The organism is Parafrankia sp. EAN1pec (assembly GCF_000018005.1).
Classification (GTDB): Bacteria; Actinomycetota; Actinomycetes; order Frankiales; family Frankiaceae; genus Parafrankia; species Parafrankia soli.
On record NC_009921.1, the window covers coordinates 3,942,227 to 3,965,984 of the forward strand.

Here is a 23,758-nt window from a genome sequence, read left to right on the forward strand (position 1 = left end):
CGCTGACCGCTCCTGAGTAGACAGGTCACCGGATAACGCGGTTATCCGGATGGCGATGATATTCGAGTCGTTGCCCGACATGCACTATCCGTGGGAGAACGGCGGAGATGAACCAGGTGCCCGGGTCTGAGTCAGCCGACGCGATTCTCAGCGTGGTGCTGGAGCTGCTCGAGTCCGGTGGCCACGACGCCGTCCAGATGCGCGAGGTGGCGCGCCGCGCCCGCGTCTCGCCGCTGACGATCTACAAGCTGTTCCCCGGCCGTGACGAGCTCGTCGTCGCCGCGCTGCAGCGGTGGCTTGCGGCCAACAGCGGCGCGTCACCGGCACCACCGACCCCCGACGAGACCCTCTACGACGGCCTGATGCGGGTGTTCCGGCACGTCTTCGAGCCGTGGGAGCGCAGCCCGCGCATGCTCGAGGCCTACGACCGGGCGCGGGAGGGGCCGGGCGGGCGCAGGCTTGACCAGCAGACCATGGGCGCCATCGAACCGGTCGCGCGCGCCATCCTGGCCGGCGGCGACCCCGACTACATCAGCGATGTCGAACTGATCCTCACGAACATGACCTACGCCGTCATCGGCCAGTACGCGAAGGGCGAGCTCGACATCACCGCCATCCTCCCGACCCTGGAGCGGGCCGTCCTGCGTCTCACCACCAACAACGAGTCCGCCGCGAGCGCGGCGCACGCGCGACGAAACCGCCAGGGCGGCAGGGACCCGGCGTCATCCGCGCGGCTCGACCAGCACGACACGGCCGACCCGGGCGGTGCCTAGCGCCGACGGTCCGCGACGGTCCGCGACCGCGACCGTTCGCGACCGTCCGCGCAGGCCGGGTTCACGCCGCGAGCCGGGTCAGACGCGGTAGAGCTTGACCGCGTTGCCGCCCATGACCTTCCGCTGCGTCTCGGGACGCAGCGAGGCGATCGTCTCGCCAACGATTCCGAGGGGGTCCGGGTGCAGGCAGGTCGGGTGCGGGAAGTCCGTCTCGAACATGATGTTGTCCTCGCCGACGGTGTCGATGAGGTGCTGGAGGTCGCCGCGGCCCTTCTCGAACCAGAAGGTCGCGTACCAGTTCGACGCGAAGTACTCCGACGGCCGCTTCTGCAGCTTGTGAAAGTACTCCGGTGCGTTCTCCTCAAGCTCGTAGTCCATCGCCTCGAGCATGAACGGCACCCAGCCGATGCCGCTTTCGACCGAGACCATCTTCAGGTCGGGGTGACGGTCGAACATCCCGGAGTAGGCGCTGTTGAGCAGTACCCGGGAGTTGTTCTGGAACAGCGACGCGCCGCCGATCGCCGGCTTCACGTAGTCGTCCTGGCTGGGCCAGTAGGTCGTGCCGAAGTAGGACAGCGCCGTCTGGCTCGCCCCGATGTGGAAGTGCACGGGGAGCTTGTTCCCGGCGCAGACCTCCCAGAACGGGTCCCAGGCGGTGTCGCCCAGGTCGGGTGAGCCGGAGTCCTGCGGGTCGGCGGTCATGTTGACCCCGCGGTAGCCCAGGGCGGCGCAGCGCTCGGCCTCCCGGACGCAGGCCTCGACGTCCCACGCGGGCATGATCGGCATCGGGAGCAGCCGGTTGCCCGACTCCGCCTGGACCTCCGCCATCGCGTCGTTGTAGAGCTCGACGCAGAGCCGGAGAACGATCGGGTCCTGGACCGAATTCCGCAGGTTCTGGCCGCCGATGCCGATCGCGTTGGGGTAGAGGACCTGCGTGTGGATGCCGAGCTCATCCATCAGGCGCAGGCGCTCCTTCGGGTCCCACGCCGCGGGGTGCACGTCGTTGATGCCCCAGGACCCGCCTTGGGAGTCCCGGAACGGGTGCTTCTTCCCGTCGTGGTCGACGGTGCCGCCGGAGCCTGCCTTGCCGAACGCCTTGCCCTCGACGATCCACATGTCGACGCCGTCGATCCGCTCGACGTGCGGGACCCTGTCCTCGTAGCCCTTCGGCGCCCTCTCGGTGAACAGGTCGTGGCGCTCGGTCATGTGCGCGTCGGCGTCGACCACTCGAATTCCGTCAGCCAGCTTGACCACTCGGGTCTCCTCGCGTCGATTCGGCTGCGCCCGGTTCGGCACATACCCGCGTGTACGTTCACGGCCTCTCCGGGAGCTGAGCGACCTCGGTGACGACGGGGACCGTGCCTTCGACGCGCCCACGGCGGTCACGCGTCGCACTCCCCGGATTGATCCGCCGCGTGGAGAGCAGGCTAGTCGTGTTGACCCAAAGACACAAGTGAATACTTACTAAGGAGTGGGTCGGCGAGAACCCCGGGACGAACGCCCAGCGCGGCGCCGAACACGATCGCCGCCAGCACCCGCGGCAGCCGCCACTCGACCACCACGATGCGGGGGGCCCGTGACCAGATCTGTCCGAGTGCCGACGAATCGGGCCATGCGCCCACACGGGCCCATACGGTGGGCGGCATGGGAGTCAGGCGAACGGTCCTGGCGAGCATGCTCGCCGCTGCACTCGGCGGCAGTCTGCTGGCTGGATGCGCCGGGCTGGAGTCGACGGCCGCCGGGGACGGCGCCGCCCCGGCTGCGGAGCTGACCGCGCCCGCCGGGAGCTGCGGCGGTCCCGTCGAGACAGTTCAGGACGTCGAGGCGATCATCTCCGAACCGGTGGGCTGTCCCGGTGCGGTGAACACCTACTGGGCCGGTGAGCTGGGCGACCAGTGGACCGCGCCGCGCTTCGTCCCCTACCGCGACGGCGAGATCCCACCGATCGCCTGCGGAGAGGGCGAAACCGACCCGGCCGCCTTCGCCGGCAACGCCCTCTACTGCCCACTCGACGACACCGTCGCGTACAGCGTCGACTTCATGACCGAACTGCACGACGCCGGCGGCCCGTCCTACCCGATGTACGTGATCATGCATGAGCTGGCCCACCGGGCGGCCACCCACTCCGGCCGCACCGGGGTCGTCTCCCGCGCGGAGGAGAACCAGGCCGACTGCCTCGCCGGCGACGAGGCCCGCTTCGCCACCGACGCCGACCGGCTCGACCTCGGCGACGCCTTTTCCGGCGCCCTGCTGTTCTTCTCGCTCGGCGACACCCGCGACCGTGGTTGGTTCGACCGCGAGACCGCCACCTCAGACGGCGCGCACGGCACGCCCCGCCAGCGCGCCCAGGCGTTCGCCTTCGGCTACCTGCGCGACAGCGACACCTGCTACCGCCTCGGCGAGTCACCCACCGGCAGCGTGCTCTTCTGAGCTGATGCTCCGAGGTTTTCCCGCCGAGCATTCTGCCTTCGTCGGGACGGCGCTTGCCGGAGAGCGCGACGAAGTGGGCAAGAAGCGCAGCCAGGCAGTGGCGAAGTGGGCCGACTGGCGCGCGCGAGAGGTCGAGAGCCGGGTGACCGAGGTGCGTGACATCCTCGTTTCCCGACCGCGATTATGGGAGACCGAGGAAGGCCGCCAGCACGGCCCCGTTCCCGAGCACAGCGCCACGGAGGTCGTCGACGCGCTGGCGCTGGCCGTTCGTCGCCTGCGCTCGCCGCTGCGAAGCAAACGGCACTGGACCAGGGTCGCGGTAGCTGCCGTTCGACGCGCTGACGAACTGATCGTACGGGCGACCGAGGACCTCGACGCGCAGGTGCGGACGGCCGCCCAGAACGCCCGGGCCAGCCACGGCAACGCCGTCGCGGCCGCGAAGCGCCCCTGGCGGCAAAGCCTGGCGCTGTTCCAGGCGGAGGTCGCCGCGGTCCGCGCCGACCTCGACGGGATCAGTCTGCCGGCGGACGCTGACTGGAGTACGTGGTCCCCGGTCTCCACACCCGTCGACGGACTGCGAATCGGGTGGTACATCCGGGCCGGGCATGACGGCGGGCAGCTCGTCGTGCCCGCCCTCCTGCCGTTTCCCCGCACGACCAACCTCGTTGTCAAGGCCGGTCGCGCGAACACCGAACATTCCGACGTCGCGCTCGGCCTGATCGGCCGGATGCTGGCCTCGATCCCACCCGGCCAGCTGCGGCTGTCGGTTGTCGACTCGATCTCGCTGGGCCGGTCCGTGCGGTCGCTCTCCGGGCTCAACTCGACTGACGTGCGGCTCATGGAGACCCCGCTCATCGACTATCACGAGATCGAGGGCAGGCTCGCCGAGCTGGTCGGGCGCATCGGGCGGATCGAACGGGACCTGCTGGGCCCGCACCGGCTGGACTCGCTTGTCGATTACAACCAGCTGGTTGACGCGCGTCCTGAGCCATACCACGTCGTGGTGGTTTTCGACTACCCTCGCGGATTCACCACGCCGGACAGCCTTACCCGGCTCGACCAGGTCATGGCGAACGGCCCTCGGTGCGGTGTCTACACCGTCCTGACGATCACGGACGATGACCCCGAGCATCCCCACCACCTGGAGCTGGTCGGGGGAGGGCGGGCCAGGCCCGGGCCGGCTGCGGCGGGGTCGCCGGCGGCCGACCGGTGGGAGCTCGTGCTGGAGCATCCGCGCGAGCCGACCTGGGAGACGTCCCGGATGCTGGGAACGATCGTCGACCGTGTCGCGGATCGGGCGCGTGACGCCGGCAAGGTGGTTGTCTCCCTGGACCGCGTGTTGTCGCTGGTGCCGGCGGCGACCAGACCCGAGCTCGGGGGCATCGCCGGTATGGAGCGACCGGTCGACGCGGGCGATCCGGCCACCTGGTGGCAGGGCGATGCCTCCGACGGGCTCGTGATCCCGATCGGGACGTACAGCCTGGACGACGTCATGGCCATGCGGCTGGGCGAGGGCACCCGCAATCACGTCATGGTCGCCGGTACCACCGGCTCGGGAAAGACGACCCTGCTGCACACGATCGTGCTGGCCGCGGCGACTGTCTACTCCCCGGCGGAACTGGAACTCTACCTGGTAGACCTGAAGCAGGGCATCGAGTTCCAGGATTATGCCGTCCGGCAGCTGCCCCATGCCCGCCAGGTGGCCATTCACAGCGAACGCGAGTTCGGCCTGGAAACGATGCGCACACTACTGACGGAGATCGACTTCCGTGCGGAGCTCTTCAAAAAATACGGGGTCGAGAATCTCGCCAACTACCGGAGCGCCCGGGCCAGGGCCGCGAACGGGGCAAGCGACCCACGGCTCGCCCGGATCCTGCTCGTCGTCGACGAGTTCCACGTCCTGTTCGACGTCGACGACGCGGTCGGCCGGGACGCGGCGGCCAGCCTGGAGACCCTCGTCCGCATGGGTCGGGCGTACGGGATCCACGTACTGCTCTCGTCGCAGACGCCGAGCAGCCCGGTCGTCATGGGCGGTAGCACCGTCCGGCAGATGGAGGTACGGGTCGCGCTGCGCTGCGACGACCAGGTCAGCCGCCGGGTACTCGCCGAGAACAATCCCAGCGCCAGTCAGCTGGGCCTTCGGGGTGAAGCGATTTATAATCCCAGCTCGGGCCAGCTCGGTCGTGACACGAAGTTCCAGATCGCCTTCATCGAGGCCGGCACCCGCACGGCGATGCTCGGGGCCATGCGCAAGCTCGCCCACGTACGGCACCACGTCCGTGTTCCCGCGGTGTACGACGGTGACCGGCCCGGTGACATCACCCGTGACGGGATTCTTCGAAAAGCTGGTCCGTGCTCAGTCGACCCCGCCGAAGACGATTCGGATCTGGCTCGGCGAGCCGATGGGGCTGTCGGTACCGGTGCGCGTCGACCTCACCCCGAGTGCCGATCGCACGATGTTGGTCATCGGTGACGACGCCGCGAACGTCGGTGTACTGACATCGACCGCCGCGGCGCTCGCCACGCTGGGCGTGGGCCGGAGCACCGCGTCTCCGGATCATTCTGATCAGGGGGCTCAGGCAGGCCACGCGGATCACGTGGACGCCATCACCCTGATCGATTTCACCCCGGTGGACCACCGCTACACCGCTGTCCATGCCGAGCTGGGAGCTGTCCTCCCCGGCCTGCGCCGATGGAGCGCCACGCACTGCCTGGAGCGGATCGAGTCCCTCGCGGACCTTGTGCGAAAGAGGCATGCGGACGACGCGTACACCATGACCTCGATCGCCGACTGCAGGGTGCTCATACTCAACGGCCTGCACCGCTGCCGTGAGCTCGACTCCTCCCCGAAAGGCTATGGCGCGGCCGGAGTGGGTGTGCCGCTCAGCCATCTGCTGGAGCAGGGCTCCGAAGTAGGCGTCTTCGTCATCGCGACGATCGACCGTAATGGGCTGCGGCGCGTTCACCGGGATATTCTGAACCAGTTCGGCATCGTACTCACCCGCCGCTACAGTGACTCTTTCGACGATCGTGTGAGTGCGCTGATCGGACGGCCGACGGCCAGGCTGCGTGACGGCCAGGCGGTGCTGGTCGACGACGGCAGCCAGACCCGGCTACGCCCGTACGGCATTCCGCCGCCCGGTTGGTTGAAAGCCTTCGGTGGAACACTTCCCTGAAGGCTGTTCCGTAACCCGGTTGAATAAGGTTCGGGGTGGCTGGGCCCGGCCCGCCGGCGTCCGGGCGGCTGCGCGCCAGCCGACCTGTCGGTTACCGCACAGCGGCACATCGTGCCCCAGGGGCCCTTTTCGACCTACCGTCGACTGGTCGAAAAGGAGCAGATCATGTCAGACCGTCGGGCCCCCGCCGTGCGACGTTGGCTGGGACGCCGCCCCGCCGCCGCCACTGCGCTCGCCTGCACCGTGCTCGCGCTGCTTGCGGCCGGCTGCCAGTCCGTCGCGGCGGCGGCGTCCACCGCGGGTGCCGGATCCGGCGGCTGCCACGTTGTGGGCGGTTTCAAGGTGTGCGGCCCGGTCTACGACCGTTACGCGCAACTCGGTGGCCCGACCGGGCCGCTCGGGAATCCGCTGCTCGACCCGCGTCCCGCGGTCGGTGCGGACAGCGTGAGCTACTTCCAGGGCGGCGCCGTGTTCGCCACCGGTACGGAGACCGACGTCCACCAGGTGCCCGGCGGGGAGGTGCCCGCCGTCGACGTGCCGAGCGTGTACAGCCTCCCGCTGGCCGACTTCGTCGTCGTGCGGAACGCGCGGGCGGCCGGTCCGCCAGGAAGCCTGGTGTGGACGACCGACGGATGCAGCGGGCCGACTCCGCCCGAGGTGGACGACCTGTTCGCCGACCCCTGCCTGCGCCACGACTTCGGCTACCGTAACTTCCTGAACGGCCCGGCGGTCGACCCCACCGGGCAGCGGCGGCTGGCGATCGACAACCAGTTCCTCGTCGACCTGCGGGCGACCTGCGTGAGGGCCGGCCAGCCGCAGGTGAACTGGCTCGGTGTCATGATGCCCTGCGAGCGCGCAGCTCTGCTGATGTACAACGCGGTGCGGGCCTTCGGCTAGTTCTGGCACGGATGCACTATCGCCTCGGTGCGGCGGCCGGGAATAGGATCTCATCCGGACCGGACCGGAGCCGGCCGGGAGTTGAGACGGTTCTGGTGTGCCCACCCCGCCCCGGGCAGCCGGGGCCGGGGCGGGGGCGGGGCTGTCCGGCCGCCGGATGCGGCCGAGGCGCGAACGTCCGGTGCAGTCGGGCCAGGCCGTCCGCGTTGTCACGTCTGCTCAGTCTGTGGGGCGTGCTCGTGCGGTACGAAATCCTTGGAGATCTGGAAGGACGATCCCCCGCGGCGCGCGACGGCGACGTTGCAGGTCTACGTCTCCCAACTCCGCAAGCTGCTCACCTGCCCGCTGAGCCGGGAGTGCCCGATCATCACCCGTTCGCCGGGCTATCTGCTGCTCGTCGAGCCCGAGGCCGTCGATCTGCACCTGTTCGAGCGGAGGATGGCGGACGGGCGCCAGCATGCCCGCGCCGGTCACCACCGGCAGGCGGCCGATCTGTTCGCGTCCGCCCTCACGGTCTGGCGCGGCAACGCGCTCGGCGACCTGCGTGAGGGCCCGATCGTGGACGCGTTCGTCACCCGGCTGGAGGAGTCACGGCTGGAGTGCATCGAGATGATGATGGAGGCGGGCCTGCGTAGCGGCTGCCATCGGGAGCTCGTGGGCCAGCTGTTCGAGCTGACCCTGGAACATCCGATGCGGGAGTCCTTCTACCGGCAGCTCATGATCGCTCTCTACTGGTCGGAACGGCAGGCCGACGCGCTGCGTGTCTACCAGCGAGCCCGCCAGATCCTCGCGGACGAGCTCGGTATCGAGCCCGGCCGGCCGCTGCGGGAGATCCAACGCGGGATCCTGGCCGACGACGACCGCTTCGAACTGTTCTCCACCGGCTGACCGGCTGACCGGCGTGCGGGCGGTGCGTACGTGCCGCCCGCACGCCGGGCAACGGGTCCGGTCAGCGTGGACCAGCCCCGTTCACCAGCATCATCAGCGCCATCCGGGAGGACACTCCGAGCTTGCGGCTCGTCTTCCCGCCGACCGCCGCCGTCGCGATCTCGCGTTCGCGTGGGGTGAGGCCGCCGAGCACATTGCCGGTGCCGGTGGACGTGTGTTCGTCCAGCCTGCGCAGTTCGGCGAGAGCCTGTCGGCCGTGTCGGTCCCCGCCGCCTCGGCGAGCAGGTGGGTGACCTCCTCCTCGGTACCCTCCAGCGCGGCCATCGCCCCGGTCGCCGTCCGCCCGGCCGTCGGGGGACAGCGCGCCGAACCGGTCGGCGGTGAGGGTGCTCTCCGGCGCCAGGTTGAGCTGCACCCCGCCGGCGAACGCGAGGTCGGACTCGCCGCGGCGCAGGCTTTCCACCGCCAGATACACGGCGACCAGTGACGACGCCTGCGCGGCGTCCACCGTCAGGCTGGGGCCGCGCAGCGGCGTCCAGAACGCGGCCGGGTCGGGAGCTCGCTTGGCGGCTGGCTGGCGGCGGAGATCGCGGTCTGGTTCCCGGAGCGGGTCCGGGCGCTGGCGCCCTGCTCAGCCCGCTGGGGCTGCGGGTGGACGACGCCCCCGTCTTCCAGATTTTCGGCGCGGAGGACGACGTCCTGCTGCCCAAGCTGCTGGCAAGGCCGCAGGATCTGGCCGGCCATCTCAGCCCGGCGCTCGCCGAGGATGCCGCCGACCCCCACGCGCTGCCGGTGCACCTGTACCGGGCACTGGAGGCAACCGCGCGGATCGGCTGGAACCCGCTACCTGCACGACCCCAGACTGCAAGGCCGGCTGGCCCTGGTCGGGGCGCCGACCCTGGAACGCCCCGCTGAGATCGCCGGCCTGATCGCCGCGCTGGCCGTGAATACCGCCGCGTAGACCCCGAAGTTGTCGCCGCCGTTGGCCAATTGACGGCGGCGACCTCCGGCACGGCCTTGATCACTGGCTGATCGAAAGTTCCACAGTGGACTACAGGGGGATGTTTCCGTGACTGCCGTGGCGGGCTGGGGCGTCGGCGAGGGCCTCGGCGATGCGGCGGCGGGTGTCGGCCGGGGTGATGACGGAGTCGATGACGCCGAGGGCCAGGCCGCGGTCCACGCCGCCGGCGGTGCGGGTGTGCTCCTCGAGGAGCTGGGCGAGCACGGCCGGCCGCTCCTCCTCGGCCGCGGCGGCCAGCTTGCGCCGGTGCAGGATGCCGACCGCTGCCTCGGCGCCCATGACGGCGACCTCGGCCTCCGGCCAGGCGAGCACGGCGGTCGCGCCCAGCGACCGGGAGTTCATCGCGATGTACGCCCCGCCGAACGACTTGCGGGTGACCAACGTGACCCTGGGTACCGTGGCCTCGGCGAAGGCGTAGAGCAGCTTGGCACCGCGGCGCACCACGCCCTCCCACTCCTGGCGGACGCCGGGCAGGTACCCGGGGACGTCCACGAGCACCACCAGCGGAATGCCGAACGAGTCGCACATCCGGACGAAACGCGAGATCTTCTCCGCGCTCAGCGAGTCCAGGCAGCCACCCTTGCGGATCGGGTTGTTCGCGACGACCCCGACGGGTTGGCCGTACAGGCGACCGAGGCCGACCACGGCGTTCGGGGCCCAGCGCGGCTGGAGCTCCTCGAACGGATGCTGATCATCATCGAGCAGCCGCAGGATCAGCGGGTGGACGTCGTAGGCCCGCCGGGGCCGCTCCGGCAGCAGCGCACGTGGGTCCGGCCGCAGGTGCTCGTTCGCGTCCAGCTCCGCGGTGATGGCGGGGTCGAGCACGAACGGGCCCGACCTGGAGAGCAGCGTGGTGATCCGCCGCGCCCGCTGGTAGGCGTCGCCCTCCGAGGACGCCTGTACGTGGACGACGCCGGACCTGCGGCCGTGCGCGTCGGCGCCGCCGAGGCCCTCCATGTCGATCTGCTCGCCGGTCACGCTGCGGACGACGTCCGGGCCCGTCACGAAGACCCGGCCGGCTGGAGCCATGATGACGACGTCGGTCAGCGCCGGCCCGTACGCCGCGCCACCGGCCGCCGGCCCCAGCACCACCGAGACCTGCGGGATCTGGCCGGAGGCGTGGATCATCGTGGAGAAGATGCGCCCGATCCCGTCGAGTGACTGCACCCCCTCGGTGAGGTTCGCGCCACCGGAATGCCACAGGCCGATGACGGGACGTCCGATGCGCACGGCCTCCTCGATGGCGGACACGATCCGCGCGGCGCCGTCAGCTCCGATCGCCCCGCCCATCCGGGTCCCGTCTGTGCAGAAGGCGATGGCCACCTCGCCGTCGATCCGGCCGCGGCCGGCGAGCACCCGGCTGCCGGCGGATCCGGGGAACGGCACGAATGAGCCCGCGTCGAACAACTGGGTCAGCCTGCGATGGGGGCCCCGTCCATCCTCCTGCTCCGGGATGAGCACCCGTACCCGATCGCCCGCAACCTCTGTCATGTAGTTCCTCCCCAGCTTCGGCAGCCACCGGAAGGCGCATTCACGGCACCGGCGGATGACGCTCACCGCACGCGGGGCCTGGCGGTCGCACCGGCACGTCGCGTCCACTGACCCGATGATGGCCATGGGTGCTTTCGGCTCCCTATAGCGGGGCTCAAGCCGAGAAGTCACAGTTTCCGCCGGCCGGCCGGTCACGTGGCCGGATCCGTACTCGTACCTGCCCCGGGTCAGGCGGGTGGTGCGCCCTGGGGCCCGAAGGCGTGCAGGAACGTGTCGACGGCGGCCCGCGCTACCGCGCGCATCTCGTCATCGGAGAGCACCCTGGTGCCGAACCGGGCCCGGGCCTCCAACGACCCGGTCAGCAGCGCGGCGAGCTGCTCCGCCGCCGCGGACGGGTCGCCGGCCTGCAGCTTCCCCGCCAGCGTCAGCCGGGCCAACCGGTCGGCGAGCGCCTCGGTGACCGGATTCGCCGCACGTCCCTGGATGATGTCGAGCAGATCGGGAAACTGGTTGATCTCCGCGTAGAGCAGCCGGCGCAGCGCCCAGCCCCGCTCGTCGCAGAAGCACTGGATCAGCCGGTGGCCGACGTCCTCCAACGCGGACCGTAGATCGCCGTGCAGGTCGCGGAGCCGGTCGACGGCGGCCAGGTTCTTCGCCAGCGCGCGGTCGGCCTCGGCGGCGAGCGCCGCCCGCAGCAGGGTCTGCTTGTCGCCGAAGTGGTTGTAGATCGTGTGCTTGGCGACCTGCGCCTCGGTGGCGATGACATCCAGCGCCGCCTGGGCGTACCCCTCCCGGGCGAACACCGTGAACGCGGTGCCGAGGATCGCTTCCCTCTTGTCCGGGCGGCCGCGCGAGCCCGGTCGCCCGCCGGCCGTCCGCCCGCCGCCCGAGATCGCGTTCACCGCATCACGGTACCGCCGCACCGTAGCTGCCGGCCGCCGTCGGTCTCCCGCTGCCGTGGGAACGGATACGAGCGCTAGACTGCACTCGCACGTGCAAAACTATAGACACTCGGAGGCATTATGTCGGCCGAAGCTCGGGACGCGGACCGGCTCGACCCGCCGCTGCGACGCCTGATCGCCGTGGTTCTGCTCGGCGGGATCATGGGAATCCTCGACGGGTCCGTCGTCGCCGTCGGTGTCGACACCCTCGCCGCGCGGTTCCACGCCTCGCTGAGCACGATCGGATGGGTCTCGACCGGATACCTCCTGGCCCTCACCATTGCCATCCCGATCACCACCTGGGCTGTCGACAGGTTCGGCGCGCGCCGGCTGTGGCTGACCGCCCTCGTCGTCTTCCTGTCCGCCTCCCTGGCCTCCGGTCTCGCCTGGAACATCACCAGCCTGATCGTCTTCCGGGTCATCCAGGGCCTTGCCGCCGGCGTGCTCGACCCGCTGGTGCTGACCCTGCTCGCCCGCGCCGCGGGACCACGCCGCGCCGGCCGGGTCATGGGGTTGATGGGCATGGTGCTCTCGGCCGGCCCGGTGCTCGGCCTGATCGTCGGTGGGATCGTCCTGGAGAGCGCCTCCTGGCGATGGATGTTCCTGATCAACCTGCCGGTCGGGGTCGTGGCCCTGCTCGGCGCAGCCCGTGCGGTACCTGCCGACCCGCCACGCCAGACGCCCACCAGCCGCCTCGACGTCCTCGGTGTCGCGCTGATCGGCCCGGGGTTCGCCGCCGTGGTCCTCGCGTTGACGCAGGCGGCTGACCGCACCGCCGTCGTCGCCTGGCAGGTGCTCGTCCCGCTCGTCGCGGCGGTGACGCTGCTCGCCGGCTACGCCGTGCACGCCCTGCGTGGACGTCCGCACCGGAGCACGCCACCCCTGATCGACCTGCGCCTGTTCGCCAGTCCTGGATTCGCCGCGAGCGTGGCCGTCATGACTCTGGTGGGCCTGACGATGTTCGCGAACCTCTTCGTGCTCCCGCTCTACTACCAGCAGCAGCATGGACGGGGCGCGCTCGGGGCCGGGCTGCTGGTGGCACCCTTCGCGGTGGCCGCCGTCATCTGCATGCCCCTGTCCGGGCGGCTGTCCGACCGGCTCGGCCCTCGGGCCCTCGTCCGGGGCGGGGCGGTTGTCGCGGTACTCGGCCAACTGGCGTTCACCGGGATCGGCGCGCACACCAACGAGGTGTGGCCCGCGCTCGCCGCGTTCGTGGTCGGCGCGGGGCTGAGCTTCGTCGGCGCGCCCACCATGGGATCCCTGTACCGGACGCTGCCTCCGGAGTCCGTGTCCCAGGGCAGCTCCGTGCTCTACATCCTCAACCAGCTCGGCGCGGCCATCGGCATCGCCGTCGTCACCCTGATCCTGGCGACCGTTGGGCCGGAGAACACCCGCGGGATGGCGGGGTTCCACGGTGTCCACTGGTTCGCGCTGGCGGCCGTCGCCGTCATCCTCGCCATGAGCGCGTTCCTCCCCCGGCGAGACGCGACGACCGAGGCGGCGGTCCCGGCCGCAGGTGCCGCGACCGCGACCGCGACCGCGACCGCGACCACGTCGACGTCGACGTCGACGTCGACGTCCGGGACGGTCCCGCCAGCCCTGTCCGCCGCGACCGCCCAGGAGGGCACCCGATGAGGACCATCGTGATCACCGGAGGGACCGACGGGATCGGCCAGTCCCTCGCCCGCACCCTCCTGGGCCGTGGCGACCAGGTCGTGGTCGTCGGCCGCAACGCCGCCAAGGGAACGGCCTTCCTCGACGCGGCCAACCGGGCCGGCGCTGGCGGCAGGGCGTTCTTCCTCCAGGCGGAGCTGAGCCTCGTCAGCGAGAACGAGAGGGTCGTCGCGTCTGTCACGGAACGGTTCGCCGCGATAGACGGGCTCGTGCTGGGAGCGCGCCACTACCGTTCCGCCCGTCGCGAGACCTCGGAGGGGTTCGAGGAGAACTTCGCGCTGTTCTACCTCAGCCGGTACGTCCTCGGTCACGGCCTCACCAGCCTGCTGGAGAAGGGCGCCAACCCGGTGATCGTGAACATTGCGGGCCCCGGGGCGGACATCTCCGTCGTCCGCTGGGACGACCTGCAACTACGGCGCTTCTACCACGGCGGCGCTGCGCTCGGACAGGGCGGCAAGCTCAACGACCTTCTCGGGGTCGCCTTCGTGGCCGCCCACGAACACGGCGCCGTCCGACAGCGGCTCGGCGGCGTCCCGCCTGGAAGCCATCACCCGGCGGCTGCTGGCCCGCGAACCCACCGGCGGACGTCGGTGCGCTGTCGCCGAGTAGGCGGGCACCCTGGCGGCGTGCTCGCCGGTGGCCACGTCGCCGGGGTGGTCGTGCGGCTCAGGACTCGTGGGGGACCGCCTCCACCCGGGGCTCAGGATGCTCGCGGGGGGTGGGCAGCTTCGCGGATTCGGCTGTCGCCGCCGCTGCCGCCCGCGTCGCCGCGAACGCCGCCCGGGCCGGAGCGCGCAGGACGACGAGCGTCGTGACGAGCCCGAGCAGGGCGCAGCCGGTACCGATCAGGAAGGCCAGGTGATAGCCGCTGACCAGGGCGGCGACGGCGGAGTGCCCGTGGGCGGTGAGGGTTTTCGTGCGGCTGGCGGCGAGGCTGGAGAGGACGGCGAGGCCGACCGAGGAGCTGAGCCAGATCGAGACGTTGACGATTCCCGAGGCCAGCCCGGCGTCGGCCGGGGGGACGTCCGCCATGGCGATCGACAGCAGCGGGACCATCGCGGCGCCCATGCCGAGACCGAGGATCAGCAGCCCCGGGAGCAGGCCGGCGGCGTAGCTGGTGTGCTCGTCCACCCGGGTCAGCAGGAACAGGCCGACGATCACCGCGACCAGTCCGGGGACGAGCACGTTCATCGCTCCGAAGCGGATGAGCAGCCGGCTGACGATGCCCATCGACAGGGCCGCGACGACGAGGGACATCGGCAGGAACGCGAGCCCGGTGCGCAGCGGACTGTAGTCGCGGACCTGCTCGAGGTAGAGCGCACCGAAGAAGAAGACGGCGTACATCGCGATGAACAGGCATCCGCGCACCACGCTGGAGCCGACCAGGCTGCGCACCCGCAGGATCCGCAACGGCATGATCGGATTGCTCCGCCGGGCCTCGACCAGGAAGAACGCGGCCAGGAGCACAACCCCGACGGCCCCGTACCCGAGTGTCTGGGCCGAGGCCCAGCCGTGGGTGGCCGCCGTGACGATCGCGTAGATGCCGAGCAGCAGCGCCGCGGTGACCAGCAGGGAACCGGTGACGTCCACTCCTCGGCCCACCCCGAGACCGACGTTCTCCTCGATCAGGACGACCCCGAGGACGAAGGTCGCGACCCCGATCGGGACGTTGATGAGGAAGATCCAGTGCCAGCTCACGGCCTGGGTGAGCACTCCGCCGGCCACGAGCCCCAGTGACCCGCCCCCGACGGCGACGAGCATGTAGGCGCTCATCGCCCGGGCCCGCTCCGTCGCGTTCGGGAACTCGGTGACGATGATCGCGATGATCACCGACGAGGAGACGGCGCCGCCGAGCCCCTGGGCGAAGCGGGCCACGATCAGCGTGCCCTGGTTGGGGGAGACGGCGCACAGCGCCGAGGCGGCGGTGAACAGCGCGACCCCGGTGAGGAACACCCGCTTGCGGCCGACCAGGTCGCCGAGGCGCCCGGCGAGCAGCAGGAAACTGCCGAAGGCGATCAGGTAGGCGTCGACGACCCAGGTGAGGTTGGACTGGCTGAAGTGCAGGTCGCCCTGGATCGACGGCAACGCCACGTTGACGATCGACGAGTCGAGCGCGTTCATCAGCATGGCCAGGCACACGACCACGAGGGCGATCCACCGGCGCCGGTCGGCTCCGCCGGTAACTGCGGCCAGCGTGGGGTCAGACATCGACTGCGTCGGGCATCGAGGGGATCTCCTCCGGGAGTCGGATCGTGGTTGGTCATCGGGCATCGATAATCACGTAAGGTTAATCATCACGGATCAGTGATGATGTCGATGCCGCTACTATAGTTCGATGCCGGAAGCCACCTCAACCACGGGGCCGATCGTGCTGCTGACCCGCCTGTCGCGGCTCGTCCACCGGGCCAGCACGCCCGACCTGCTCGGGATCAGCCTCAAGGACATGGCGGCCCTGGCCTACCTGCGCGATCACGCCGGCACCACCCAGCAGGCCCTGACCGAAGGCCTGTGCATCGACGCCAACTACTGCGTCCTGCTGCTCAACGAGCTGGAGGCCGCCGGCCTGGCCGAGCGGCGCCGCGACCCGGCGGACCGCCGCCGCCATCTCGTCACGATGACCGAGACCGGCCGCGAGGCGCTCGAACGGGCCGAGCAGGCTCAGGAGAGCGTCGAGGACGAGATCCTCGCCGGCCTCAGCCGGGAGGAACGGGTCACCCTCGCCCGCCTGCTGGGCCAGGCGCTCGACGGCGCCATCCGCCGGCCCAACCTGTAAAGGAGGCCGAGGTGGCGCCCACGGACCAGGCCCGCCGCAACCACGACGTGCTGTTCCCCGACCACGTCTTCACGCTGGCGGTGACCGACCCCGAGCTCATCGAGTACTTCGACAACTTCGCCTTCGACGAGGTCCTCGCCGAGAGCCGTCTCGACGTCCGCACCCGGCCCATGGTCCAGCTTGCGGCGATGATCGCCTGCCAGGCGCTGCCGAGTACCGGGTCATGCTCGGCGCGGCGCTCACCGCCGGTGTCAGCCCCGTCGAGGCCAAGGAGATCGTCTACCAGGCCGTGCCGTACGTCGGGCTGGCGAAGGTGTTCGACTTCCTCCACGCCACCAACGACGTTCTGACCGAACGCGGCGTCAGCCTGCCGCCACCCGGCCAGTCGACGACGACCACGGACACCCGCGCCGCGCGTGGGCTGGCGGTGTAGAAGCAGATCATCGGCGACGACGCCGTGGACGCCCTGTACGCGGGTGCGCCCGCGGACGAGCAGCACATCCAGCGGTTCCTGTCGGCCAACTGCTTCGGCGACCACTACACCCGCGGCGGCGTCGACATCCCCCCCCGCGAGCTGCTCACCTTCGCGATGCTGGTCGCCCTCGGCGGCTGCGACCCGCAGGCGAGGGGGCACGTCGCGGCGAACCTGAACGTCAGCGTGACCTCGCCGCTTCCACCGACTACCCGCCCGACGAGTAAAAGCGCGCCGCGGATGATGCGGGCGCACGGCCTGATTCATCAGCCGGGGAGCCTCAGATCGGACCGGTACCGGCTGTCAGTTCGCTGGCGGCGCCGTCGTCGGGTGGGCCGGGACGCGGCGGCGCGCCAGCCACCTCCTTCTGCTGGACGCGGGCGATCGCATTGTTGATCATTTCGCGTGCGGCTTCCAGGGGCATGTGCTGTAGCAGCGCGGTCGCGTCGCCGCCGACATAGGTCGGCACGTTCATTTTCGAGAGCTGTGCCAGGAGGAGCTCCATCGCCACGACATCCTGGCCCAGAAGCTGGATCCTCGCCTCGAGCTCCGCCGCCGCCAGCTTCTGGATGTGCTCCGCCTCCGCTGTGCTCCGGATTCCTTTGGCGACCGCTTCGCTCTCCGCCTGGACCCGGACGATCTCCGCCTTGATTCTCGCGTTCTCCAGCTCGTGCCGGTGGATACGTGCGTGCTCCCGCTCGCTGGCGATCGCCCGGCGGATCTCGTCAAGGTTCGCGGGTGGTTCGAACTCGCCGAGGGTGGTGCGGACCGCCTCGATATCCCATTCGTCAAGCGCCTGGCGGACTTTCTGCTCGACCTCCAGCCGAACCTCGTTGTGACTGTTCAGGAAGTCGAGCACCTTGTACTCGCTGGCCGTACTCAGAAAATATCCCTCGGCCGTCGTCCCCAGCACACGCTCGACGAACCGGCGCACCGGGGCGGGTCTCGTCACGTCGTCGTCCGGCTCGACCGGATGTTTCTCCTGCTCGCCGAACTGGCTCACCAGCCGCGGCGCCGCTCTGGCCGGAATCTGGATGGTCTGCTGCATGTCGAACCGGATCGGGAATCCTCCGACGTTGACCACGATCTGGTCGAGCGCCGAGTCGAAGCGGCTCTCCTCCTGCCGCTTCCTGCTCCACTCCAGGACGAGGACCCGGGTGGGGATGAGGACCACGCGGGCGAACCACGGATTGATCTGATAGCTCCCGCCGCCGGGGAGCGTCTCCTCCTGTACCCCCTGGCAACCACCGTTCTCGAGGAAAGCCCAGGGGTACTGGAAACTGCGATGGCCGGGTACCCGCGGCGCGACCGCGGCGTTGCTGTCGTCGTACATCTGTCCGACGCGGACGATCACGACTCCGGCGGTTCCGACCTGAACGTCGATCTCTCTCAGGTCGTTCTCGGTGAGGCCGTACCGGCCAGACCCGATCGTCTCCACCGTCACGACGTCGAAGAGCTCCGGGTTGATGTCGTACTCGCCGACCGGCAACACCGCTGGCTGTCTTCCCTTCTGGCCCCCGTTGCAGAGGAAGGCGCGCCCGTCCTGAAAGGAGTCGCATTCGACGTGCCTCGAAAGCGCCTCGTGCACCGGAGCCGTCTCCCCGTCCCTCGCCACGACCACGCCGATCGTTCCCGGCGGGACCCTGGTCCTTTCCCGATAGCTGATCTGGTACAGCACCGGTGGCCGGAAGTAGAGCCAGTCGGCCTTCAGTAGCTCGGCCTGCACCCCTGGCGAGCCATGCACCTTCACCCGCCGGCGTGCGTCGTCCGGGTGGCTCGGGGCAAACCGTACCCGAACGACTCCCACCTGGCCCGGCGGTACCTTTATCAGCCCGATGAAGAGAAGATACCCCCCACCGCCGAGAAAAATGACCAGCAGCAGCCACCCGTACCAGGGCACGATCATCCCCCGCCTTTCAGTAGCCGTAAATGCACAGCCATGACTGTCTGCACCCACTGGTCATGCCAGCTCTGATATCGCTCCATCTGCGGATTACGCAGAGTCGGGAAGAATCCGTTTCCGCGGCCGGCGGCCCCGACGAAGGCTCCGTAGCGTGGATTCGTGTCCCCGCGGCCGCTCGTCCACCCCAGCGCCTGTGCCAGCTGGACGAAATCCCGCTCGGTGTCGACGCGCAGGCCCATGTGACGGGCCATCTGGGCGCGAAACCCCTGTTTTCCCTCGGAGGCGTCCTCCCACAGTGAGTCGATCCGGGCCAGCAGGTCGATGGGCAGTCGTTCGCCGTCAGCTCGGCGCCGCATCCAGCCGGCCTCCAGCCGCTGCACCGACTCGAGCAGCAGCGACGATGTCAGGATGTCCGCATGCTCCAGCTCTCCCTCCTGGAAGAGCGAGCCGAGCTTCTCCAACGATCTTTCCCTGGAGAGGTGTACCGTCGACGCCCGTTGGTGCGGCGGCCGCAGCAGGAGCGTCGGGGTGTCTCCGCCGGCGGTGCCCGTGCTCCTGCAGACCGCCTGCAACTGCGCGATCTCCCGCTCGCCTGGCAACGAGCCGTCCTGGGCATCGAAGTAGTGCCGAGTCGCGAGCAGGAACAGTCGGCTTCCCTCGATCAGGATCGGGAAGAACTCCCGGTCGTGCCGTTGCCCTTCCAGGATCTCCCGTTCGACCCACTCCGACTTCTCCGCCGCGGGGGACATCACGACGATGACCGCGAGGGCGTTCCTGATCCGTAGCCGGATCTCCTGGGTGAATCGAGCGCCCCACCCCAGGCCGTCGTCGTACCAGACGGGCAGGCCGAAGCCGTCCAGGCACCGCGCGAGCCGTTCGACGTACATGGCGTCCGCATGCGCGTACGAGATAAACAGTGAGGGCTCGTTCAGCGTGCTGCTTCCCACATAAGGCGACTCCGCGGCCAGCATCCCTCGTCCTTGCCCTGAACTCATCGCGGCCAGCGCCGGGTAGTGCGGTTCCAGCCCTGGTCACATGCCGGACAGATGGCGGCGTCCCGGCTGTCGGCGCCCGGCGCGGGCACTGTCGGCAGGACGAGCTCGCCGGCGCTCCAACGGATCACCTCAGCTCGGAGCGCTGGTCGAGCCAGACCGGTGAACCCGTCATTTTTCGGCCTTGCCCGACCCGAGGACATACCCAGACTGATCGCGACCCCCAGCGTTCCCAGCTATCGAGGATTAAGAATGGACATATTAGCTCCATAATCTGCTCTGAAGTAGAAGTCAGTGTGCCCATATCGGCCCGGTGGGGCATGGAAGGTCCGGCCTGCCGGTCTGAGCAACACCACTGTCCCCACCGCGACCGCCGGCGCCTAGTCGCGGTAGCGCGCCACCGGGCCGAGTGTGAGCATGCCGCTGGCGGCGCCGGCGTGTTCGGTGCGGGCGGGCCGCAGGGCCGCCGCGGCCCGCCCGGCGATCGCGTGCTCGCCGAGCTGGGCGGCGGCGTGGGCGGTGAGGCACCAGAGCGCCTCCTGGAGGTGGTCGTGCGGCGGTTCGGGCGTCGCGGCGAGGGCGGCTCGTGCCTGTTCTCGACGGTCCTGCGCGAGGAGCACGAGCGGTGCCGCCCACGGCGTGTACGGGCCCCAGTCCAGCCGTGGGTCGATCGGGGCGGGGCGGTCGTGCAGCAGACGGAGCCCGAGCAGGGCGAGCGGTAGCAGGCCGCGGTGCAGGCCCGGCATGCCGGCCTGTTCGAGCGCGGTGTCGGCGGCTCGGTAGGCGGCCGCGGCCGCGGCGGCGGACGGCCCGCCGGGCGCGGCGCTGCGGGCCGCGATGACGAGCGCCCGGAACCACCTGGTGAGCACCGGCACGAGCGGCGACTCGTGCTCGGTGGCGAGCCGCTCGGCCGCGGCCGCGTGCTGGGAGCCAGCGTCGAGATCACCGCGGGCCGACGCCGACTGCAGGCGTACGAGATGGCCGAGAATCGCGAAGGTGGGCAGCCCGTGCCGGGTGGACACCGCGACGAGTTCCGCTCCGATGTCGTCGCGCCGCTGCGCGAGTCCCGGCCGGGAGAAGGACTGCAGAAAGACGCCGTTGAGCGCGAAGGCGAGCAGGGCGGGATCACCGAGAGACCGTGCCAACGCCTCAGCCTCCCGTGCCGGCCCGGCGGCGTCCTCGGCGCGGCTCTCGACGGCGATCGTGGCGAGGAGCCGGGCCCGCAGGTCGGCGGGCGCGGCGGGGCCGAGCGTGGCGAGCGTGCGTTCGGCCGCGGCGACGACGGCGCGGGCCTGTACCGGGTCATCGGCACGGTTCCAGATCGCGGGCACGTCGTAGGCACCGATGACGCGGGCGGTCAGCGCGACATCGCCCGTTCGTTCCGCGGCGAGCGCGGCGGCGAGCCGGTCGCGCCGGGAGGACACGAGCGCGTCGCCGCCCGCGAGGGCCAGGGCGCGCGCGACGTCGACGGTCGTGCGTGGGCCGAGACGGGCGGTGATGGCCGGCCATTCGGAGACTCGCGGTTCGAGGGCGGGCGACTGGGTGAGCATGTCCGCTTCAAGCCGGCGCAGTGCGCGGCTCGGGTCGAGCCCGAGCTGGTCGACGAGCATCGCGCGGGCGCGCCGGAGCGTGGCGAGCGCGTCGGCCTGGCGCCCGGCGCGATAGAGGGCGCGGGCGAGCAGTCCCCACGCCGGCTCGCGCCACGGATGCTCGGTGACGTGCGCGTCGAGCTCGGCGACGAGATCGGCCCCTTGGCCGCGATCGAGCAGGATGCCCGCCTGCAGCTCCACGCCCTGCAGCCGCAGCTCCTCGAGTCGGCGGCGCTCGCCGCGCACCCACCCGGCGTCGGGCAGGCCGGCGTAGGCCGGTCCGCGCCACGCGGCGAGCGCCACGCCGAGCGGCGCGAACGCGTCGGACGAGCGCCGGGCGGCGGCGAGCGCGTCCTCGAAGCGGTGGGCGTCGACGTCCGCCCGTGGCAGGCGCAGCGCGTAACCGGGCCCCTCGGTCACCAACACACGTGGGGGCGTCCTGGGCGGGCGCTCGGGCTCGAGGGCGCGGCGCAGGGCGGCGACGAATGTGCGGAGGGCGCCGACGGCACCGGCCGGCGGGTCGGGCCACAGGTCGGCGACAAGGGCGTCGGTGGCGACCATCCGTCCGTCGGCGGCGACGAGGCGGGCAAGGACCTCACGGTGCCGGGGGCCACGCAGGTCGATCTCGGTCCCGTCCTCGCGACGTGCCCTCACCGCGCCCAGCACCTCGATCCGCATGTCCCCATCCTCACGGCCCGCCGCCCCCACGGCGTCGCGCGCTGATTCGCCGCTGACCGGCGCCGCGCAGCCTGGGCTCGCCCGGTACGGCACCCGCTTTGGAAGGACGCGCGTCATGCCCCTCACCATCCCCGGCTTCGACTACACCCGCCTGCCCGGGGCGGACGGTGTCATGCTCTCGACGGCGGTCGGCGGCACGGGCAGCCCGGTCGTGCTGCTGCACGGCTTCCCCCAGACCCACCTCATGTGGCGCCAGGTCGCCGAGCGCCTCGCCGCCCGGCACACGGTCATCTGCCCTGACCTTCGCGGATACGGAGCAAGTGACAAGCCGCCCGCCACGGGCCCCGACGTGTACGCGAAGCGGACCATGGCGGCTGACATCGTGGCGCTTGCCGCGGCGCTCGGCCACGAACGCCTGGCGCTGGTCGGCCACGACCGCGGAGCCCTCGTCGCGTTCCGAGCCGGGCTCGATCATCCCGAGACGATCACGCACCTCGGCATCCTGGACGTCGTACCGACCCTCGACATGTGGAACGTGTTGCACGGGGTGTCCGGCGCGGTCGGCTTCCACCTCTATCTCATGGCGCAGCCAGAAGGCCTGCCCGAGACGATGATCATCAACAGTGTGGACGCGTTCTTCGGCTTCTTCCTCGACGCCTGGGCGAACGATCCGGCGGCGATCCCGGCAGACGTGCGCGCCGAATACCTGCGAGCGAGCGCCGCGGCGGTGCCGTCGATCGTCGCCGACTACCGCGCGTCCGCCGGCGTCGACCTGGCGCACGACCAGGCCGACCTCGACGCCGGCTCGCAGTTCGCGATGCCCGTCTCCGTTGTGCAGCAGGACTGGGGCGCGCAGCTCGGCTTCGACGCCGAGACGCTCTGGCGGGCCTGGGCACCCGACCTCGACCACCGCCTCACCCGCGCCGGCCACTTCATGGCAGAGGAGGCCCCCGACGAGATCGCCCAGGTGATCCGTGACCTCCTCGCCCGGTGACGCCGGCCGACAGCGCCGAGGTGTACGAGGTGTACGAGGTGTACGAGGTGCGTGGTGCGCCACACCGAGAGCCATCCTGACTTGATTCCGACGTCAATGTTGTTGAATCAGGAAGGTCCTCGGCGGCCGGCTGGGCGTCTGCTCGCGCTGTGGGCCGAGGAGCGGATCGGAGACCAGTGCTCAGCCGAAGCGGCTCCAGCCGAGGTGCGGGCCCGCGTCGTCCCGGCAAGGGAAGCCACGTCATGCCCGGGGGGCGGCAGCGATGACCACCACCGACGAAGTCCAGTACGTCACGCACACCGACGACCACATCCTGCTCGAGCTCGGCTTCGGCCTCGACCTGGTCGGCGACGAGTGGCACGGGTCGGCACCGGTCGTCCCGGAGATGTTCGCCCCCGGGACGGGGAGCGTGCGCACGTCGATCCTGGCGATCTGGGCCGACACCGTGGCCGGCTATACGGTGATGGACCGGTTCGCACCCCGCGTCCCCGTCACGCTCGACCTGGACGTCCAGGTCTTCGCCCCGCCGCGCGAGTCCGAGACAATCAATGTGGCCGCCCGGCTGGTCAAGGCCGGCCGGTCGGTCGGCGTCGTGGAGGTCGAGTTCACCGGCAGTGGCGGTGACCGGATCGGATTCGCCGTCACCTCGTTCATGGCCGCCCCGAACCCCGCCCTGGTCATGGCACCCGATCTGGCGGACCTGAAGACCCGGCCGCGCCGGAGCCCGGGCCGACGGCTGAGCAGGCCGCTGGCCGAGCGGGCCCGCTGCGAGGTTCTCGCGCCGGGCGTGGCGACGCTGCCCCGCGCCGAGGACGCGATCAACGCGTCGAACACCATCAACGGCGGGCTGCTCGCCCTGACCGCCGAGGAGGCGGCGCTCTCCCTCACCCCGGGCGAGACGCTCGCCTCCCTGGGGATCCGCTACCTGCGCCCGGCCCGGGTCGGCCCGGTCGTCGCCACCGCGCTGGTCCGCGACGGCCTCGGCCGGGTCGAGGTGCGTGACACCGGCGCCGACAACCGCCTCGCCGTCATCGCCACCACCCGAACCTTCGGCCGGGCTCGCTGA

At 70.6% G+C, this 23,758-nt stretch carries 21 protein-coding genes and 1 pseudogene; 14 read left to right on the plus strand and 8 right to left on the minus strand.

Annotation, left to right across the window (positions count from 1 at the left end; translation table 11 throughout):
* The first annotated feature begins 116 nt into the window (after positions 1–116).
* Complete coding sequence (locus FRANEAN1_RS16140; protein ID WP_198145523.1) at positions 117–773, plus strand: TetR family transcriptional regulator; 657 nt, start codon at positions 117–119, stop codon at positions 771–773.
* A gap of 78 nt (positions 774–851) precedes the next feature.
* Here the strand turns inward: FRANEAN1_RS16140 and FRANEAN1_RS16145 are convergent, their stop codons facing one another.
* Positions 852–2,027, minus strand: a complete 1,176-nt coding sequence (locus FRANEAN1_RS16145; protein ID WP_020460875.1) for an amidohydrolase family protein — start codon at positions 2,025–2,027, stop codon at positions 852–854.
* A gap of 390 nt (positions 2,028–2,417) precedes the next feature.
* Between FRANEAN1_RS16145 and FRANEAN1_RS16150 the strand changes: the two genes are divergently transcribed.
* From FRANEAN1_RS16150 to FRANEAN1_RS16170, 5 genes are all read left to right on the plus strand, one after another.
* Positions 2,418–3,203, plus strand: coding sequence for a neutral zinc metallopeptidase (locus FRANEAN1_RS16150; RefSeq protein WP_041255988.1), 786 nt, complete (start codon positions 2,418–2,420; stop codon positions 3,201–3,203).
* A 4-nt stretch (positions 3,204–3,207) separates the two neighbouring features.
* Positions 3,208–5,676, plus strand: a complete 2,469-nt coding sequence (locus FRANEAN1_RS16155; protein ID WP_020460877.1) for an FtsK/SpoIIIE domain-containing protein — start codon at positions 3,208–3,210, stop codon at positions 5,674–5,676.
* Positions 5,624–6,379: a hypothetical protein gene (locus FRANEAN1_RS16160; RefSeq protein ID WP_198145524.1), complete on the plus strand. Its 756-nt coding sequence runs from the start codon at positions 5,624–5,626 to the stop codon at positions 6,377–6,379. The genes FRANEAN1_RS16155 and FRANEAN1_RS16160 overlap by 53 nt, the downstream gene beginning before the upstream one ends.
* A 165-nt stretch (positions 6,380–6,544) precedes the next feature.
* Entirely contained in the window at positions 6,545–7,276 is a 732-nt protein-coding gene (locus FRANEAN1_RS16165; RefSeq protein ID WP_020460879.1) for a phospholipase, read from the plus strand.
* Between the two features lie 255 nt (positions 7,277–7,531).
* A complete protein-coding gene (locus FRANEAN1_RS16170; protein ID WP_198145525.1) occupies positions 7,532–8,164 on the plus strand; it encodes an AfsR/SARP family transcriptional regulator in 633 nt (210 codons plus the stop codon).
* Positions 8,165–8,225: 61 nt separating this feature from the next.
* On the opposite strand, the gene FRANEAN1_RS42195 is transcribed toward FRANEAN1_RS16170, so the two are convergent.
* Positions 8,226–8,693 carry a beta-ketoacyl synthase N-terminal-like domain-containing protein gene (locus tag FRANEAN1_RS42195; protein WP_083788264.1) on the minus strand — a complete coding sequence of 156 codons (468 nt, stop codon included), beginning with the start codon at positions 8,691–8,693 and terminating at the stop codon, positions 8,226–8,228.
* Positions 8,694–8,815: 122 nt separating this feature from the next.
* Between FRANEAN1_RS42195 and FRANEAN1_RS41105 the strand changes: the two genes are divergently transcribed.
* Positions 8,816–9,079 (plus strand): hypothetical protein, encoded by a 264-nt coding sequence (locus FRANEAN1_RS41105; protein ID WP_020460882.1) that lies wholly within the window; start codon positions 8,816–8,818, stop codon positions 9,077–9,079.
* A 136-nt stretch (positions 9,080–9,215) separates the two neighbouring features.
* Here the strand turns inward: FRANEAN1_RS41105 and FRANEAN1_RS16185 are convergent, their stop codons facing one another.
* Together FRANEAN1_RS16185 and FRANEAN1_RS16190 are read right to left on the minus strand one after the other, a co-directional pair.
* The gene (locus FRANEAN1_RS16185) at positions 9,216–10,676 is read right to left on the minus strand and encodes a carboxyl transferase domain-containing protein (protein WP_020460883.1); all 1,461 of its coding nucleotides are present in this window, start codon (positions 10,674–10,676) and stop codon (positions 9,216–9,218) included.
* 227 nt (positions 10,677–10,903) lie between these two features.
* Positions 10,904–11,578 carry a TetR/AcrR family transcriptional regulator gene (locus tag FRANEAN1_RS16190; RefSeq protein WP_020460884.1) on the minus strand — a complete coding sequence of 225 codons (675 nt, stop codon included), beginning with the start codon at positions 11,576–11,578 and terminating at the stop codon, positions 10,904–10,906.
* 120 nt (positions 11,579–11,698) lie between these two features.
* Here FRANEAN1_RS16190 and FRANEAN1_RS16195 point away from each other — a divergent pair, with 120 nt between their 5' ends.
* Together FRANEAN1_RS16195 and FRANEAN1_RS43485 are read left to right on the plus strand one after the other, a co-directional pair.
* The gene (locus tag FRANEAN1_RS16195; protein ID WP_020460885.1) at positions 11,699–13,252 is read left to right on the plus strand and encodes a DHA2 family efflux MFS transporter permease subunit; all 1,554 of its coding nucleotides are present in this window, start codon (positions 11,699–11,701) and stop codon (positions 13,250–13,252) included.
* On the plus strand, positions 13,249–14,106 hold the full coding sequence (locus FRANEAN1_RS43485) for an SDR family NAD(P)-dependent oxidoreductase (RefSeq protein ID WP_020460886.1): 858 nt from the start codon (positions 13,249–13,251) through the stop codon (positions 14,104–14,106). The genes FRANEAN1_RS16195 and FRANEAN1_RS43485 overlap by 4 nt, the downstream gene beginning before the upstream one ends.
* Positions 14,107–14,212: 106 nt before the next feature.
* Here the strand turns inward: FRANEAN1_RS43485 and FRANEAN1_RS16205 are convergent.
* Positions 14,213–15,562 (minus strand): annotated as a pseudogene (locus FRANEAN1_RS16205) (MFS transporter); the annotation flags it as partial.
* A gap of 64 nt (positions 15,563–15,626) precedes the next feature.
* On the opposite strand from FRANEAN1_RS16205, the gene FRANEAN1_RS16210 reads away from it, so the two are divergent.
* The 3 genes from FRANEAN1_RS16210 (at position 15,627) to FRANEAN1_RS42205 (ending at position 16,932) form a co-directional block, all read left to right on the plus strand.
* The gene (locus FRANEAN1_RS16210; RefSeq protein WP_041254255.1) at positions 15,627–16,064 is read left to right on the plus strand and encodes a MarR family transcriptional regulator; all 438 of its coding nucleotides are present in this window, start codon (positions 15,627–15,629) and stop codon (positions 16,062–16,064) included.
* 223 nt (positions 16,065–16,287) lie between these two features.
* Positions 16,288–16,497, plus strand: coding sequence for a 4-carboxymuconolactone decarboxylase (locus FRANEAN1_RS42200; RefSeq protein WP_020460889.1), 210 nt, complete (start codon positions 16,288–16,290; stop codon positions 16,495–16,497).
* A 24-nt stretch (positions 16,498–16,521) separates the two neighbouring features.
* Positions 16,522–16,932, plus strand: a complete 411-nt coding sequence (locus FRANEAN1_RS42205) for a carboxymuconolactone decarboxylase family protein (protein ID WP_198145526.1) — start codon at positions 16,522–16,524, stop codon at positions 16,930–16,932.
* On the opposite strand, the gene FRANEAN1_RS16220 is transcribed toward FRANEAN1_RS42205, so the two are convergent.
* From FRANEAN1_RS16220 to FRANEAN1_RS16230, 3 genes are all read right to left on the minus strand, one after another.
* Positions 16,817–18,442, minus strand: a complete 1,626-nt coding sequence (locus FRANEAN1_RS16220; RefSeq protein WP_041254257.1) for an SPFH domain-containing protein — start codon at positions 18,440–18,442, stop codon at positions 16,817–16,819. The two genes, FRANEAN1_RS42205 and FRANEAN1_RS16220, sit on opposite strands and share 116 nt — an antisense overlap.
* The gene (locus tag FRANEAN1_RS16225; protein WP_020460891.1) at positions 18,439–19,410 is read right to left on the minus strand and encodes a TIR domain-containing protein; all 972 of its coding nucleotides are present in this window, start codon (positions 19,408–19,410) and stop codon (positions 18,439–18,441) included. The genes FRANEAN1_RS16220 and FRANEAN1_RS16225 overlap by 4 nt, the downstream gene beginning before the upstream one ends.
* A gap of 401 nt (positions 19,411–19,811) precedes the next feature.
* A complete protein-coding gene (locus FRANEAN1_RS16230) occupies positions 19,812–21,698 on the minus strand; it encodes a BTAD domain-containing putative transcriptional regulator (RefSeq protein WP_020460892.1) in 1,887 nt (628 codons plus the stop codon).
* A 115-nt stretch (positions 21,699–21,813) separates the two neighbouring features.
* Here FRANEAN1_RS16230 and FRANEAN1_RS16235 point away from each other — a divergent pair, with 115 nt between their 5' ends.
* Together FRANEAN1_RS16235 and FRANEAN1_RS16240 are read left to right on the plus strand one after the other, a co-directional pair.
* Positions 21,814–22,692 (plus strand): alpha/beta hydrolase, encoded by an 879-nt coding sequence (locus tag FRANEAN1_RS16235; protein ID WP_020460893.1) that lies wholly within the window; start codon positions 21,814–21,816, stop codon positions 22,690–22,692.
* Between the two features lie 262 nt (positions 22,693–22,954).
* Positions 22,955–23,758, plus strand: a complete 804-nt coding sequence (locus FRANEAN1_RS16240) for a hotdog domain-containing protein (protein WP_020460894.1) — start codon at positions 22,955–22,957, stop codon at positions 23,756–23,758.

Bases quoted from the DNA above. Each gene is read 5' to 3' on its own strand.
- FRANEAN1_RS16165 (WP_020460879.1), top strand. From the start codon at position 6,545: ATGTCAGACCGTCGGGCCCCCGCCGTGCGACGTTGGCTGGGACGCCGC.
- FRANEAN1_RS16150 (WP_041255988.1), top strand. From the start codon at position 2,418: ATGGGAGTCAGGCGAACGGTCCTGGCGAGCATGCTCGCCGCTGCACTC.
- FRANEAN1_RS16210 (WP_041254255.1), top strand. From the start codon at position 15,627: ATGCCGGAAGCCACCTCAACCACGGGGCCGATCGTGCTGCTGACCCGC.
- FRANEAN1_RS16195 (WP_020460885.1), top strand. From the start codon at position 11,699: ATGTCGGCCGAAGCTCGGGACGCGGACCGGCTCGACCCGCCGCTGCGA.
- FRANEAN1_RS16220 (WP_041254257.1), bottom strand. From the start codon at position 18,442: ATGATCGTGCCCTGGTACGGGTGGCTGCTGCTGGTCATTTTTCTCGGC.
- FRANEAN1_RS16155 (WP_020460877.1), top strand. From the start codon at position 3,208: ATGCTCCGAGGTTTTCCCGCCGAGCATTCTGCCTTCGTCGGGACGGCG.
- FRANEAN1_RS16185 (WP_020460883.1), bottom strand. From the start codon at position 10,676: ATGACAGAGGTTGCGGGCGATCGGGTACGGGTGCTCATCCCGGAGCAG.
- FRANEAN1_RS16225 (WP_020460891.1), bottom strand. From the start codon at position 19,410: ATGCTGGCCGCGGAGTCGCCTTATGTGGGAAGCAGCACGCTGAACGAG.
- FRANEAN1_RS43485 (WP_020460886.1), top strand. From the start codon at position 13,249: ATGAGGACCATCGTGATCACCGGAGGGACCGACGGGATCGGCCAGTCC.
- FRANEAN1_RS16240 (WP_020460894.1), top strand. From the start codon at position 22,955: ATGACCACCACCGACGAAGTCCAGTACGTCACGCACACCGACGACCAC.
- FRANEAN1_RS16230 (WP_020460892.1), bottom strand. From the start codon at position 21,698: ATGCGGATCGAGGTGCTGGGCGCGGTGAGGGCACGTCGCGAGGACGGG.
- FRANEAN1_RS42200 (WP_020460889.1), top strand. From the start codon at position 16,288: ATGCTCGGCGCGGCGCTCACCGCCGGTGTCAGCCCCGTCGAGGCCAAG.
- FRANEAN1_RS16235 (WP_020460893.1), top strand. From the start codon at position 21,814: ATGCCCCTCACCATCCCCGGCTTCGACTACACCCGCCTGCCCGGGGCG.